This window comes from Argonema antarcticum A004/B2 (assembly GCF_023333585.1).
In the GTDB taxonomy this organism is placed as follows: Bacteria; Cyanobacteriota; Cyanobacteriia; order Cyanobacteriales; family Aerosakkonemataceae; genus Argonema; species Argonema antarcticum.
Genome location: NZ_JAIQZN010000135.1, coordinates 1 through 16132 on the forward strand (window position 1 = coordinate 1; position 16132 = coordinate 16132).

Below are 16132 nucleotides of genomic sequence, written 5' to 3' on the forward strand. Positions count from 1 at the left end.
TAGATGAAAGTCCATTGTTCTTTACCGGTATAATGTAGCGATCGCTACATTATACCCCATTATGCCGCAAGACCCATCCTCGCCAACCGAGACTACGAAGCAAAAATGGCACTCGCCTTCGCCGAATACTACCGCGTTTTGCGAGACGACGGGGTAATGACCGTCCAATTCAACCACAAAGAGTCCGGCGCGTGGGATGTCCTTGCCAAATCTCTCATCGATGCAGGCTTCGAGATTACCGCATCTTGGGCTGTCAGTACCGAAAACCCCCAAAACCTGCACCAAGCCCAGAAAAACTCCGTCTCCAGTACCGTCCTTTTAGTTTGCCGCAAACGCGACCCCAACGCCGAACAAGCTTGGTGGGATGACTTGCGCCCCGAAGTTGCCAACCTCGTCGAACAACGCGCCCCGGAATTTGAAGCCAACGACATCACCGGAATTGACCTGTACCTCAGCGCCTTTGGCCCCGCCTTAAACGTTTTCAGCCGTTCCTACCCCATCCTCGACAGTAGCGGCGAAGAAGTCCGCCCGGAAGTCGCCTTCGCGGAAGCCCGAAAAGCCATAGCCGCCTACCGCTTCCGCAAACTCGCCCAAACCGACACCGCCGGGTTTGACCCCTTGACCCAATGGTATCTCCTCGCCTGGGATGCCTTCCGCGCCAGAGAGTTCCCCTTCGATGAAGCCACACAACTCGCTTTAGCCATTGGCGGTTTCAACGTTTCCGACTTAGCCAAAACCTACAAACTCCTCGATTCCGCCAGCGGTACTTGCAAATTCCTCACCCCCCAACAACGCTTCAAAAAACGCGCCTTTTCCATCAACGAACAGGAATTTTCTGCCCGCTATTTAGTCGATGGACTCCATGCGATTATCGCCATTTACTTAGAAGAAGAAAGCATCCAACCCGTCCGCCGTTTTATGAAAGCCACCGGGTTAGTCAGCAACGATATGTTCATGCGAACGATTGAAGTTGCGTTGAAAGTAATTCCCCGAATCGGAGATGAAAAGAAACGCATCCCGGAAGAAAAAGCGTTATTAGATTTGTGGTTAGCGATGGATGAAATTAAAGCTAAGGTAGTGGTGGAACAATTAGAGTTACCGTTGCAGTATGGGCAATTGAGTTTGGATTTGGATTTGGGTGATGAAAAGGAGTAGGAATTTGGGGAGTCAGATTTTCCTATAGCGAGCAAGATGCTCGCACTCTGTATCATCCAATTATGTAAAATAACATGGAGTGCGAGCGTCCTCGCTCGCGATGGGTAAATTAAACGGGAAAATGAATGGAAAGGGAAAAAGGAGTGCGAGCGTCCCCGCTCGCGATGGGTAAATTAAACGGCGTAAATTAAACGGCGTAAATTAAGGATAGATTTTATATATGGATAAAGCGAGCAAGATGCTCGCACTCCAATGGCAAATCAAATATATTCCATTCAAAGATGAAATAAATTTATGGCATTCAAAAAGCAATTACCTCAACTAGAAGTCCCCAACGGCACTTATTTTATAACATTCGTTACTTGGGAAAGGCTAGAGTTAACCCCAGAAGCACGAAAAGTTGTTTTAGATTCAACCTTATACTTTCATAACCAACGATATCAATTATTCGCTGCTGTTATTATGCCAGACCACGTACACCTATTACTTCAGCCTTTCCGCCAGTCCGAGTCAGAATACTGGTCAATAGGAAGCCTTCTCCATAGTATTAAAGGCTTCAGTTCTAAATAAATTCCTAAAGTTATGAAACATATCGGTAAAGTTTGGCAGGATGGGCACATGATGAACTCATTAAAAACCAAGAACATTTTCAAAATTCATGGGAATATATCAGGCAAAATCCTTTCAAAGCCAACTTATCAGCCACTCCTCAAGAATATCCCTTTTTATGGGAAAATATTGGATGAGTAGTGCGAGCATCTTGCTCGCTATGGAAAAAAGGGAATGCGAGCATCTTACTGATGATGAAAAAATATATGGGGAAACGGCGGAGTGCGATCATCCTGCTCGCTGAGGGAAGAAGGATATCAATCTGATTCAATTATATTTACCTTTATGTGATAGCTGGATGATTTACGAACACCGAAAGCTAGACGAATCTATTGCTATTTGGCAAGATGGAAAAATTGTTACCCTCACTGGCGAAGAAATTCTCCAACAAGAGGTTAGTTAAAAATTAGCTGGTAAATTGATTTTTTAATCTAAAATATGTCTCTATATTTACGGAAACGAACTTGGCGCATTAGCTACTCTAGCAATGAAAATAATCCCCTTGCTGATTTTTACATTCCCGCTTTAGAATGTGCCATTCAATATGACCGTAAATCCGGCTTTTTCAGCAGTGCTATTCTAAGTAAAGTAGCCCGTGGCTTAGGTGCAATGCTGCATCAAGAAGGACGGATGCGACTAATCATGGGTTGTCAATTTAGCCCAGAAGATTTGCAAGCTATCCAACAAGGATACGAATTAAGAGATGCCCTCTTTACCCGCCTCGATACCGACCTTAAACCACCCGAAAACTTCACCCAACTGAAACATTTTGAAATCCTCAGTTGGGTGATTCAAAACGGCTACCTGGATATCAAAATTGCCATTCCCCTCAAGTTAAATGGAATTCCAGAAGATAGTCACGCCCAACTAGACCCCAATCATATTTTCCATGAAAAAGTTGGCATTTTTACTGATGCCAATGGCGACCAATTAGCCTTTAGCGGTTCCAATAATGAATCCCTTGGCGGGTGGGAAAAAAATGTTGAATCTTTCCATGTTTATTGTGCTTGGGAAGAGGGACGAGAACTAGAACGAGTTCAGGAAGAAATTTTTCGTTTTGAACAACTTTGGCACAATTTAGCCCCGAACGTGCAAGTTTTTGAAGTTCCAGAAGCCATTCAGAAAAAGTTATTACGTTATGCGCCAGCGACTAAACCAACCTGGGATAAACGAGTTGAATTTGATACTAGACCTTTAAGGGTTAATTCAGAAGAAATATTCTTTTGCAGTGCGAGCGTCTCGCTCGCTAGTAATATTAGCGATGAAATAATTGATAAACGCTTAAGTTCACTTACAGACGACAGTTTAGTTACAGATGATAGTTTAACTTCAGATGATAGTTTAACTTTAATTAATAATCTAGCGAGCGAGTTTGATAACCTAGCGAGCGAGACGCTCGCACTCCCCATTAACGAACAATACCAGCAAGAAAAAACTGCATTTGAACAACTGACTAATTTATATCAACATCCAGGCTGCTTAGACTTCTGCCTCAAGTCAATTCCTATTTCTCCTTGGCCTCACCAAATTAAAATCTTACGAAGAGTTGCTCAAAAATTCCCTCACAGTTTTCTGATTGCCGATGAAGTTGGTTTAGGTAAAACTATTGAAACAGGTTTAATTTTGCGTTACTTACTCGTTTCCCAAAAAGTAAAGCGAGTTCTAATTTTAGCCCCTGCTAGCGTTCAACCCCAATGGCAAGAAGAACTGCGAGAAAAATTCAACCTGCACTTTTGGAGTTACAACCAAGGGACATTTAAAGATCCCTACGGTTCACTGTTAACCAATAACAATCAACCAATAACAACTGACCCCTGGAATACAACTGACCTGATTCTCGCCTCCAGTCATTTGGTGCGGCGAACTGAACGAATGCAACAACTACTGGATGCTAACCCTTGGGATTTAATCATTTTAGATGAAGCCCACCACGCCCGTCGGAAGAGTCCCCAAAATAGGGAAGAAACACCGAATCGATTATTAGAGTTAATGCAACAACTGAAAGAAAAAACTCGCAGTTTAATTCTTCTTTCAGCTACGCCGATGCAAATTGACCCTATTGAAGTTTTTGACTTACTTAACTTATTAGGAATGCAAGGACATTGGTCTTACGGCGATAATTTCTGCAATTATTTTGCCTCTTTGACTGCATCTCCCGACCGCTACAGCTTGGAGTTTTGGCAGCAGATGTCCACCGATTACTTTCAGCGCGGTGGTGAAGCTTGTTCTAGATTACAAGGATATTTAGAAAAATCCGATCGCTTATTAGCATATCGCATCCGAGATATTTGGCAGCGAGGTCAAAAACTCGTCAATCCCAAACAATATTTAACCGATGACCCCTTCATCACCACCTCCCGCCAATATCTCACCGTTAATACTCCCCTCAAAGATATGATGTTTCGCCACACCCGTGACACCCTACGGCAATATTACCAGCGGGGACTTTTAGACCGCGACATCCCCCGGCGCGAAGTGCAGGACAATGCGATTACCTTGGAATGCGATCGCGAAATCCCTTTATACGTGGCTGTAAGCGATTACGTGCGCCATTTCTATCGTTTAGCTCAAAAACAGAATCGTAAAGCTTTAGGCTTTTTAATGACCTTATATCGCAAGCGTTTGACCAGTTCTTTCTACGCTATTAAAGAATCATTGCAGCGACGACTCGATTCTCTGATAACTGGTATGGGTTCTAGCCTAACTCAAGATGATTTCAGCGATATTGATGATGCTGATGATGCTGTGATTGAAGGTTTAGAATCCTATATGGAACCCGTAGATCCGCAAGAAATCCAATATTTAGAAGATTTACTACGGCAATTTGAAATAACAGGTGAAGATACCAAACTTTCCCATTTTATTACTATCTTACGTCGGGAACTCACCCAACGGGAAAGTGCGATTGTTTTTACCCAATACACCGATACAATGGACTACTTGCGAGATGCTTTACTTAAATTGTATGGTTCTCAAGTTGCTTGCTATTCTGGTAGAGGTGGTGAACTTTACACAGCTAGCAACTGGTGTTTAGTTCCTAAAGAAGAGATTAAGCGTCGATTTAGAGAAGGTGAAATCAAAATTCTTTTGTGTACAGAATCAGCTTCGGAAGGTTTGAACTTACAAACTTGTGGCGTACTTATTAATTACGATATGCCTTGGAATCCGATGCGAGTAGAACAGCGGATTGGCAGGATCGATCGCATTGGGCAAGTTCATCCAACGGTTAGAATTCACAACTTTTATTATGATGGTACGGTAGAAGCAAAAGTCTATCGAAAATTGCGCGATCGCATCAATGCTTTCCAAACAGTCGTCGGTAACTTGCAACCCATTTTAGCCTCTGTACCAACTTTCATCGAACAAGCAGCAATGAGTGCCGATCCAGAAGAAGAAGGAGTTCTCCTGGCTGAATTCGAGCATATTTTAGATACCCCTCCTTTGCGTCCCGCTTTGGATGAAATGGTGACGATGGATGTTGCCGCAGACTTGACAGAAATTCGCACTTCAATTCCTGCGTCTCCTATTCTGCCAGAAGCGATCGAGCAATTATTTACCACTTCTACATTATTAAAAGCTTGCGGTGTTAGATTTGAGCAGGCAGGGGAACGTACCTGGCAACTCATTTACAAAGGTCGTAATTACCCTGTCACTTTTTATCCAGAGGTATTTGATGAGATGCCCTCAGTACGGTTGATGAGTTTTGGCGACCCCTTGTTTGAGGACTTGTTGGTAGTAGCGATGCGATGACTGAAGTAATGCGAGGTAGTGCGATTGTTCCTTCAAATTTGTTCAAGGCGTTAAGAAATGTTTCACTCATTACGATATCTCGATAGATGAGGGGAGAAGTGATGGCATTCTCTCTCGTTGTCAGCGCGATCGCATTTTTGTGTAACTAGCAGGTGCTTATCGCCTTCCCACCTAATACACACCTTCCAATCGCAGAAAATGCACTCGTCCCGATGCTTCACCTGCTGCAATCGTTACCCCATCTGACGAAAGGGCACAGCACAATAACGCACTCTCCCCTGTAAAACTGGCAGTTACCTCCCTACTTCCCAAATCCCAGACTTTGAGAGTGTTATCATTTGAAGCAGAAATTACCTGCTTACCATCTAGTGCTACTGTCACAGTATTTACCCTGCCGATATGACCTGTAAGGGTGAAAAGTTCTTCTCCTGTTTCCAAATCCCAGACTTTGAGAGTAGTGTCATCTGAAGCAGAAATCACCCACTTACCATCCGGTGTTACTGCCACAGATGTTAAATATCTGGTATGACCTGCAAGGGTGAAAAGTTCTTCTCCTGTTTCCAGGTTCCAGACTTTGAGATTAGTATCCAAGGAACCAGAAATCGCCTGTTTCCCATCTGGTGTCACTGCCACAGCTCGTACACTGTTAGTATGACCTGTGAGAGTAAGAATTTCCTTTCCTGTTTCCAAATCCCAAAGTTTGAGAGTCTTGTCCTCCGAACCAGAAATCACTCGCTTGCTATCTGGTGTTACTGCCACAAATGTTACATACCAGCTATGACCTGCGAGGGTGAAAAGTTCCCTTCCAGTTTCCAAACTCCAGACTTTAAGAGTATGGTCAGATGAACCAGAAATCAGCCGTTTGCCATCTGGTGTCACTGCAACAGCTTTTACCCTACTCTTATGACCCATAAAAGTGAGAAGTTCCTTTACGGTTTTCAAATCCCAGAGTTTGAGAGTTTTGTCATTTGAAGCAGAAATCAACCGCTTGCCATCTGGCGTCACTGCCATAGCTCGTATACTCCTGCTATGACCTTTGAGGGAGAAAAGTTTTTCTCCTGTTTGCACATTCCACGCTTTGAGAGTATTGTCAGAGGAACCAGAAATCACCTGATTTCCTGTAATTGCCAAAGCTTGTATCTCGTTGGTATGACCTGTGAGGGAGAAAAGTTGCTCTCCTGTTTCCAAATTCCAGACTTTGAGAGTTTCGTCATTTGAAGCAGAGATTACCTGCTTGCCATCTGGTGTCACTGCTATAGCTCGTACACTCCTGCTATGACCTGTGAGGGAGAAAAGTTGCTCTCCTGTTTCCAAATTCCAGACTTTGAGAGTTTCGTCATTTGAAGCAGAGATTACCTGCTTGCCATCTGGTGTCACTGCTAGAGTTCGTACCTTGCTGGTATGACCTGTGAGAGTGAAAAGTTGCTCTCCTGTTTCCAGATTCCAGACTTTGAGACTTTTGTCATCTGACCCAGAAATCACCTGCTTACTATCTGGTATCACTGCTAGAGCTTGTACCTTGTTGGTATGACCTGTGAGAGTAAAAAGTTCCTTTCCTGTTTCGAGATCCCAAACTTTGAGAGTTTTATCATCTGACCCAGAAATTATTCGCTTGCCATCCGATGTTACTGCTACAGCCTCTACCCTGCCAGTATGACCTGTGAGGGAAAAAAGTTCCTCTCCTGTTTTTAGATTCCAAACTTTAAGGGTCTGGTCAGATGAACCAGAAATCACTCGCTTGCCATCCTGCGTTACTGCCACAGCTCGTACTCTGCTGGTATGACCTGTGAGAGTGAAAAGTTCCTTTTCTGTTTCCAGATTCCAAACTTTGATAGTGGTGTCCCATGAACCAGAAATCACTCGCTTACCATCCGGTGTTACTGCCACAGATGTTACCAAGTTGGTATGGCCTGTGAGGGCAAAAAGTTCCTTGCCAGTTTCCAAATTCCAGACTTTGATAGTCTTGTCAGCTGAACCAGAAATCGCCCACTTGCTATCTGGTGTCATTGCCACTGCCCATACCGACTCGGTATGACCTATAAAGGTGCGTAGCAACCGACCACCAGGGTGTATCAAGTTAGGTGTCAAAGGGCGCAACCAAGGAGCAGCTTTCCACTGCTTTGCCTGTTCCAGCATTGCCTGAATCTCTGGCACTTGAAAAGACATCAAACGTCCTAACAATTGGCCAGCTAGTTGCGTCTTGTCCCGATCCAGAATGTGCGCTGACAGCCGAAGCGCTCCTTGAATTAATCTCAGATTCTCCGCTTTTTCCCCAGAGAGCGAGACATCACGATTAAAAGCTAAGTCGTAATCCTCAATAAGTAGCTGTACCCCAAAAGCAGAAACCTTTGCCTCGATGAAATCGAAATCAGTTAGCCATTGGTGCAATTGCTCGAAGCGGCCAGCTTCAACCATGTGATACGGTAAGTGCTTCAAGGCATAGTCTCTGTCTTCAGACACCAGGCTATCTAACTGTTTCCCGATATCCTTGGTTCCTACGCCCCCGCTAAACTTATCGACAATTCGCGCTTTAATTTTCTGAAGAAAAGTCATCGCCGTATGCCTGAACAATATGTTTGTGATATAGAAAATCACAGAAGCTTTGGTGATAGACGCTATAGCGACTTTCGCCATCAACCTGTACTTCACGCAAAAACGGCTTCCACTCGTTGAGTACCTGCTGCACCGTCACAGCTTTTTCACCAGACAACTCGGCAAGCATCCGGCGTGACACGGGTTCGCGGAGTTCAGCTAGGAAATACACGATCGCAACCTTTTCCATTGGCAGCGGCTCAGTCATCATCCCCATGCGCCGCCAATGGTCTTCATAGTAAGCCTGCAACCCTTGGGGCAAACTCTCAATGCTCAGATCTTTGTACTTGCCGTTCTTGATATCCGGCAGTACATATTTGAGATACATGAAATTGTTCTCGCTCTTGTTAGCAAGCTGGGTGATAAACTCCTCTAGCGTCAGCCCTTTCTCATCAATCCACGCCGTAAGCCGAGATGATTTATTGACCTCGCCCCGAATGTAAGTCTGGATGTCTTGTAAACTTTGCTCTTGATGTTGCATCAAGTCGAACCGATGCGGCAGCGTGTTAACGGTTAAGGGTAGAGTGCCAGGTCGCTGCGTCATCACGAAGTAGACACCCTTGTCCAACCTAGCAGGCAGGTAGAGGAGATTCGCACCAGAGTGGTCAGTCCGTTCTACCTCATCCAGTGCGTCAATCGCAATTACCAACCGCTCACCTGTTTTAAGTTTGGCACTGACTTCACCCAGCAGTTGAGCGAAAAATTGACCGTCTCGCGTGGCGTCGGGTGGTAGCGAGGAGTAGGGCAAATTGTAGCGGGAAATCAGTTGGGTGCAGACATTCTTGAGAAATCGTTCAACACTGGTGATGCCCTGGGAACGAACATTGAAATGAGCCACGCATCCAGTCTTCTGAACGTACTTGGCGAGAATTGCACTTTTGCCGATACCGGGTTCGCCTTCAATGATAAAGTAGCCGTTGGGCTGGCTGGTCAGGAAGTCTTCTATTGCCTCAAACACAAATTCACGCCCAACAAACCCCTCCGTCTTCTCCTCAATTAGCTTCTGCTGTTCCTTGTCTTCAGCCTGACTCTTCCCTTGCAGTAACGGCACTACCTCCTGCATCAAGGCTTCCACCTTTTTTGCCGCCTCCTCAGCAGAGATAGCAGTAAGCAACTGGTGCATCCTATCCAGTTCCCGGTAAGCATATTTGGGGGTAAAGTTTTGCAGCTTGTTCCAGTCTTTCAGGCGTGGATGCGCCCACTTGCGGCGTGTATCTCTCAGCTTGAATACTAAATCAATTTCGTTGCGACTTAGAACAGACTCAAACGCCCCATCCTGTTGGTTGAGAATCACCTGAATCAGCGCTTGGGAATCCTCCAGATTGATGCGATCGCTCTCAATGTGAAAATCTTTATCTCCCAGACATCCCTTAGCAACCTCTTCCCAGTCATCGCCATGAAACTTTTGCATCTGACTCTCGACAAAGGGCTGGAGTCCCTGCGCGAGAAAAATCAGTCCTCTGCCAACCCGCTCGTGATTCTTGAGCAGAAGCTCCTCTTGTGTCTTATCAACTCGCTTTCGAGCGTTCTTCGCCATTGTTCTGCTCTCCCTAATCCCACAGTGAGCTATTAGATTCCATTTTCCGATAACCAGTCATGCTCTGTGTTAAGTGAGCGATCGCTACATCGACCTGGCAGACATAGGCGGTAAAATTTCTTCAGTTTAGTCATTCCCATAGCTCATTGGAAATAGCCGACTTATCAGGGCTGTGTCCAATGTGCCACAGCAATCTGTTGAGGAAGCGGGTTTTTTCCACTGTTCCCCCTTGGCCCAATGGAAAATTTTCCATTGGGCCAACAAATGCTCAACCGAAAACTCTAGCGATCGCCAAAATCCCCGTCAACATCAAATCCCCCTTCCGTCCCCCTTTGAGCGCAACCTCCAACTCCAGTAAAATCGACATCGCTTCAATGAGAGACTTCAAACCCACACCACTTACCTCTTGCTTCAGAAAATACACCCGCTTGGGATTAGCAATCTGGCAAATCTTAGCAATCTCAGCATCCTGCTTAACTCCACCCACCAGCGCCGCCTTCACCCACATCCAAGTTCTAAACTGAGTAATCAACGTTGCACAAATCGCCAACGGAAAAGTCTCCTTCTCCAACAATTCCTGCAACAAATTGACTGCTTTAGTTGCATTACTCTGTCGAATCGCAGACGCTAACTGAAGACTATTTTGAGTCGTAGAAGGAACCAGCGCCAGAACTTCCTCAATACTAAGTTTCCCCCCATTATTATAACTCGCCAGCTTGTACAGTTCCGCTTCCACACGCGCCGAATCATTACCGATCGCACCCGCCAAATACTCGATAATATTTCTATCCAACCACAAACCCATTTCTCGACACTGACTACCTATCGACTTAGCAATTAAATCAGTTCTCCAAGGAGGAATTAAATCCAATCCAAACAGTTTACCTTGAGAAAGCAGAAATTTCGCCACCTTCAATCGCTTATCAATTCCCGATGCCACGAATACCAAATGTGTCCCTTTCGGCACTTGTGATATCAACTGAAGAATCTTCAATCCTTCTTCAGTAAACTGTTTAAAATTGCACTCCTCTACCACCACTAACTTCCCCTTTCCACTCCCTAATGCACAAGTCAACGCACAATCGATCGCATCCTCTAACGCCGAAGCATTGAACCGATGGTAGTTAAAATTTATCCAGGCTGGATCGAGACTTCTTTTAAACTCCGAAAGCTTCTTGTTAATCGCATAAACGTCATCGCCAACTAACAGACTAATCATCAATTCGTCTCCTGAATAGACAATTGGTAGTTAACCCCCGTCGCCCCGCAAAGCATTTTCTGTACCTTAGCTGTATTCCGATTAAACTTATCCAAGTATTCAGAAGGCACAGCCAATACAGCTTTTCCACCTTTCAATTCCATTAAAGAAGCAACCGAGAGCAGAACGCGATTATTTTCAGAACTTTTTGCCAACACCTTTTCCCAAATAGCTCTTAGCTGAACTTGCTGCTCTACCTTTTGAGATTGATTGGATTTTGAGGAATTGCGACCGTTAGGATATTCTATCTTCCTGTTACTACAATTACCCTTCTCTGTAGTCCCCTGCACCAATCCCAGCAAACAAACTTCTAACCACAAACTCGGTTGTATGCTCTTATTAAGCTGCCATTCCGAAGCACGTAACTGTTCGATACCTGCATTAATTGCAGCGTAAACCCAATTTGCAGCAATCTCCAGTAGCATCGAATAGGAAATTCCGCTAGTTAGTAAATGCGAACTATCCGAAACATTCGTTACCAACAATAAATCTCGATAACAAGCAAGCAGCGACATTAACAGCACTTTCGGTGTCTTCCCGCTATCAATCAATTCGCGAGATAATTGCAACAACTTCAGCGTATCGCCGCTGCGGATAGCTTTCAAAATCGTTACCAAATCCGACTCCGAAATCCGTCCCGATAATTCCAAAACGTGCGAACTGGTAATCTCCTCTCCCAACAAACTCAACTGGTCGAGCAACTGCAAAGCATCCCTCAATCCACCTTCAGCAGTGCGAGCAATAGCCACCTTAGCCTCTGACGAAATCGCGATAGATTCCTTCTGGGCTATCATCGTTAACTGCTTCACAATTGCATTAATAGATAACACTCGAAAATGAAATACCTGACACCTACTACTGATTGTCGCTAATATCTTATGTTGCTCTGTCGTACACAAAATGAAAACTACATTAGCCGGAGGTTCTTCGATGCACTTGAGGAGCGCATTTTGCGCCTGAGAACTTAACTGGTGAAATTCATCTAAAACGAACACCCGATACCGACTCATAGCAGGTGCAAAATGCGCTCGTTCTATTAAATTCCGAGCATCTTCTACTCCGTTATGAGAAGCCGCATCAATTTCAGCAACATCTAAACTGCTCCCTTTTTCAATCGAACGGCAAGAATGACATTTACCGCACGGCGTAACAGTCGGTTTATCTGTAGCCATACAATTCAGCGACTTAGCAAAGATACGAGCCGTTGAAGTTTTACCCGTACCTCGCTCACCAGCCAACAAATAAGCAGGCGCTATTTTATTAGCTTTAATCGCATTATAAAGCGTCTTTTGAATGTACTCCTGTCCGGCTAATTCCGACAGCGTGCGCGGACGATATTTTTGAGGTAATGCTGCGTACATGATTGGTTTCCATCACTAAAGTTTTCCAGATAGAAGCGGAGCCAATATTTCCGCTTCTGAGTGCAAATTCATCAAGTAGAACTATTCCTTGAAAATTGGCATCAACAAGTATTTGGCATCCATCAGGATATTGGGATTATATCGATTTCCAAACGGAACTAAAATAGCAGGGCTATCTTGTTGAGTCAGTTCCATTTGAATTTCAGAACTAGCAATAGCTTTAGCTCCTTCCAGAAAGTATTTAATGTTGAAAGAAATCGACATATCACTATCCGAGCTAATACAAGCGGTCATTTCTTCCAAGCCATTTCCAAACTCCCTAAACAGCGATAAACAGACTTGCTGGGCTTCACTGTTCAAGCGGATACTGACCGTTTTTTGCTTCTTATCCGCCAAGACCGAAATTCTTTCTAAAGCCTTAATTAACGGTGCTTTCTCCAACGTTACCTGCTGCTTTAAATCTTGCTTCAATAACTCTTGATAAGCTGGATACGCACCTTCTAAACAACGAGTAACTAACCTTTGCGCTCCCCACCGAAATTCCACAATATTCTTCGATTCCTCATAAGACAATTGCACCGGGTCAACCGATGTTCGGCTAGATAAGATTCGCTCTAATTCAACCAGCGCTTTCGCTGGTACAGTAAACTTCAAACATTCTGCAACTTCACTTTTTTTCTTCTTCAAACCTTGTAGCGAAGTGGTAATTACAGCTAAACGATGCCCGTCTGTCGCCGCAAATTCGAGAGTATTTTGGTGAATATTGAAGTGAACCCCTGTTAAAATCCGCTTAGTTTCGTCGTTAGTTGTAGCAAACAACGTACCTTTCAGTCCTTCTTTCAAAGCTTCTACAGGTACGTGAATTGTTGACGTTGAATCTACTTCCGGAATAGCCGGAAATTCCTCAATTGGTAGCCCCCGAACTTGATAGCGCCCAGTAGTAGCAATTAGCGTCGCGATCGGATTTTGGCCTTCTTCTGCTTCCTCTCGGTCGTTATCTTCGCTGTCTTCGCTATTCAAAGGCGTGTGATTGACTAAAGTAATATCTCCGGGAGATAGTTTCCCGACAATATTGCTCAACAGTCCAACTGGAATTGTAAGTTCACCAGACGCTTGAACTTTAGCATCAAATGATGTTTGAATACCCAAGCTCATATCGTAAACGCTGAGTTGCACTTTCTGCGTTTCCTTTTGAGCAATCAGCAGGACATTTCCTAAGACTGGATGAGTGGGTTTAGCAGGTACTGCATGGCTGACTAAATCGAGATGAGTTGCTAAGTCATCCTGAGTGCAAATCACTCGCATCCCCGTTGATAGAACAGGAGTTGAACTATCAGTATTATTTTTAACTGGAGATTCCGGTTTTATTTCTACTCTGAGTTTCTTCTCAGTTAGAAATTCCGTTCGCTTAGTCGTGGTATCAGCCTTAATTTTTGTTTTAGGAGAGTCATTTTCTTTGACTTGCCCCTTTTTTGTACCAGGTCGTGTTTTTGTTTGCATATTTTATCTTAAAATAGCTGTCATACCGGGGCAGCGCTAGCTGCCTAGAAAACAGCTTGTTATTACCGTAGTTAAGTTTAAATAAGCTCTTAATAAAAAATTAGTTATATCTGCCACGCTTTTATAAACTTTGTCTGCATTTTTTCTAATTTGCCAAAAAAATTACAGCCAACTGTTATAATCTATAATCATTAAAAAAAGCTAAAGCAAATTTATATCTCTCAAACAGCGATCGCTCCTACTGTGGCAGTGCTTTTCGTACCCAAAAAGCGCTTTTCAGCCGAAAGTGATAGTTGGAATAGATCCGAAAGACGTATTTTTTGGTTGGTGCTGCTTAATAAGTTAGGGATTATAGCGCTCACGAAATGGTAGTGACAGTATGAATGACGATATAGCTGGTGCTAGACGAACGCGATCGCATTTATCAATTTCACAAAATTAGGCAACCGAAAACATGACCAAAATACTCAAAAAACCAAATGAAATTTTCGCTTTAGATTGGGGAGGCTGCGCTCAAAAGTCAATCGCGCATTACAAAGATGCGAAATGCGAACCATATACGGTAACCCCAATAACTGAAGGTTAGAGTTCTTCATTGCTCGAACCCAACAGCCCGAAAAACCGCTCACTTGCCAATCTTTAATGCAACAAACATTGAAAGTTAGATCGCCACAAAAAGGAGATATGACATGAAAAAAGAAACTAAATTCATGCGGGTACTAGCAAAAATTCAAACAGCTTGTGGATGGTTTTTGTCAGTTAGTATGGCAATTCTAGCAATACTTCTGGCCTTTTCATTTCCCGTGCAAGCTTGTTTCTTTGGGTTGATAGCGATCGGGATTTGTCAGAGAGTAGATCTTCCAGATATCGTGAGAGTCGGAGTAGCAATTGTAGGATTGATTTTCTTGAGTATTTAGTTATCAATACTAAAATTGATAGTCGATAATCCAGAAACTAACGGCTATCAATTGTAGCACCTGAAAAGTTTTTGACAAGGTTTAGGTTAATAAACCGTTACGTTAATTTTAAGCCTAACGCGATCGCACGCTTGGCAGCGTATTATTAAGTGAGCGAATAACTGCACGACATTGGAGAAGCGTAAGTTTTTCAATTTGACTTAATTATGGCAAGGTTGATATCGCTTTTTGGAATAAAAAACAAAAACGATCGCTTCGCAGCTTGTGCTATGCTTCCCAGAACTAATCCAGTTATTTCGCCATGTTTTTCGCTTCAGAAGAACTAATTGCACTGATTGTTTCGATTGCGATCGAGAGCTTATTTGTCGCCATCTGCGCTCAAGTTAGAAAAAAAGACTGGCGAAAGCTAGCAATAATTGCTGGTGCTGCCACATCGATCACTCATCCTATAGCGTGGAAGCTGTTTATCGAACTATCACCGTATTTAAGTTTCCCGATGCGTTCCCTATCGATCGAAACTGGTGTCGCGCTTGTTGAGAGTTTAATGTACCGATGGGCAATTGGTTATTCATGGCGATGGAACATCGGCTTATCTTTCGGTGCTAATCTCGCTTCCTATAGCTGCGGACTTCTGTTTTATTATTGGCAGGGGTAATAGCAATAATAATGGAATTTCTAACCAAGCATGAATAGCTGCTGCGATGCCGTAGAAAGCGCGAGTAAGTGCAAATGAATGCTGAAAAGCTACTAAAAAATAAACCGATATTCCAGCCACCAACCAGTAGAATTTTTTAGATGGAAGCCAGGATAAGAATGTTTCCGCGTCCTCTTTCGTCCACCGCGAAAATAAGCCGATGACCGCTGCATAGTGCATACACTGGAGAAACGTGGCAGCCGAGAACAATGGATAAGCAATTGATAAATGTTGCCATGATGGTGCAACAAAAGCATTTAAATAATGAGTGTTTGTTCAAGAAAAAAATTTATTATTCCTAAAAATTTTAAACTAATAATTCCTATTGGTATCGCTCCAAACACGAGTCCGCAGATTAATAACGTGCGAAGTAGTTTAGTACGTTGTCGTTCTAAAATAAAGGCTACTGGTGTTAAATTGTGAACGAGCGCCAGGATAACTAAGGTAGCAATCGGGTCTTTGATAATCCCAATACCGCATAAACAGCTAATAGCTAAACCAAGTATACCCAATTGCCAATTCTGTCGATAAATGTGATGAGTGGCGAGTAAAACTAATCCTAGTCCGCCAAATAATTCCAACAAAGGAGCTAACTGAATGCTAATTAGGCCAAAGATAGCGCAACAGCGTACTAAAGCAATTGATAGGACTAATTGCAGCAAACGCCACTCAATTGTTTTATCTGACGGGGTGACAACAATGGGTCAACCCCTTACTGCGTGCGGGGTTGACCCATTGTTGTCAAAAAAAAATAGGTCT

11 protein-coding genes are annotated in these 16132 nt (G+C 43.7%); 5 read left to right on the plus strand and 6 right to left on the minus strand.

Annotated elements, in window-relative coordinates:
• Positions 1 to 105 precede the first annotated feature (105 nt).
• From LAY57_RS32390 to LAY57_RS32400, 3 genes are all read left to right on the plus strand, one after another.
• A complete protein-coding gene (locus LAY57_RS32390) occupies positions 106 to 1155 on the plus strand; it encodes a hypothetical protein (RefSeq protein WP_338022534.1) in 1050 nt (349 codons plus the stop codon).
• Positions 1156 to 1449: 294 nt separating this feature from the next.
• Positions 1450 to 1725 carry a transposase gene (locus LAY57_RS32395; RefSeq protein WP_249071305.1) on the plus strand — a complete coding sequence of 92 codons (276 nt, stop codon included), beginning with the start codon at positions 1450 to 1452 and terminating at the stop codon, positions 1723 to 1725.
• 477 nt (positions 1726 to 2202) lie between these two features.
• Positions 2203 to 5514: a helicase-related protein gene (locus LAY57_RS32400; RefSeq protein WP_249071306.1), complete on the plus strand. Its 3312-nt coding sequence runs from the start codon at positions 2203 to 2205 to the stop codon at positions 5512 to 5514.
• Positions 5515 to 5685: 171 nt separating this feature from the next.
• Here the strand turns inward: LAY57_RS32400 and LAY57_RS32405 are convergent, their stop codons facing one another.
• From LAY57_RS32405 to dnaN, 5 genes are all read right to left on the minus strand, one after another.
• Positions 5686 to 8067 (minus strand): BamB-related PQQ repeat family beta-propellar protein, encoded by a 2382-nt coding sequence (locus tag LAY57_RS32405; RefSeq protein WP_249071307.1) that lies wholly within the window; start codon positions 8065 to 8067, stop codon positions 5686 to 5688.
• Positions 8045 to 9643: a Swt1 family HEPN domain-containing protein gene (locus tag LAY57_RS32410; RefSeq protein WP_249071308.1), complete on the minus strand. Its 1599-nt coding sequence runs from the start codon at positions 9641 to 9643 to the stop codon at positions 8045 to 8047. The genes LAY57_RS32405 and LAY57_RS32410 overlap by 23 nt, the downstream gene beginning before the upstream one ends.
• A 268-nt stretch (positions 9644 to 9911) precedes the next feature.
• Positions 9912 to 10862, minus strand: a complete 951-nt coding sequence (holA, locus tag LAY57_RS32415; RefSeq protein WP_249071309.1) for a DNA polymerase III subunit delta — start codon at positions 10860 to 10862, stop codon at positions 9912 to 9914.
• Positions 10862 to 12262 (minus strand): DNA polymerase III subunit gamma/tau, encoded by a 1401-nt coding sequence (gene dnaX, locus LAY57_RS32420; RefSeq protein WP_249071310.1) that lies wholly within the window; start codon positions 12260 to 12262, stop codon positions 10862 to 10864. The genes holA and dnaX overlap by 1 nt, the downstream gene beginning before the upstream one ends.
• Positions 12263 to 12343: 81 nt before the next feature.
• Entirely contained in the window at positions 12344 to 13762 is a 1419-nt protein-coding gene (gene dnaN, locus LAY57_RS32425; RefSeq protein WP_249071311.1) for a DNA polymerase III subunit beta, read from the minus strand.
• Positions 13763 to 14451: 689 nt separating this feature from the next.
• On the opposite strand from dnaN, the gene LAY57_RS32430 reads away from it, so the two are divergent.
• A complete protein-coding gene (locus tag LAY57_RS32430; RefSeq protein WP_249071312.1) occupies positions 14452 to 14679 on the plus strand; it encodes a hypothetical protein in 228 nt (75 codons plus the stop codon).
• A gap of 301 nt (positions 14680 to 14980) precedes the next feature.
• Positions 14981 to 15334 carry a hypothetical protein gene (locus LAY57_RS32435; RefSeq protein WP_249071313.1) on the plus strand — a complete coding sequence of 118 codons (354 nt, stop codon included), beginning with the start codon at positions 14981 to 14983 and terminating at the stop codon, positions 15332 to 15334.
• 296 nt (positions 15335 to 15630) lie between these two features.
• Here the strand turns inward: LAY57_RS32435 and LAY57_RS32440 are convergent, their stop codons facing one another.
• Entirely contained in the window at positions 15631 to 16035 is a 405-nt protein-coding gene (locus tag LAY57_RS32440) for a hypothetical protein (RefSeq protein WP_249071314.1), read from the minus strand.
• Positions 16036 to 16132: the final 97 nt, after the last annotated feature.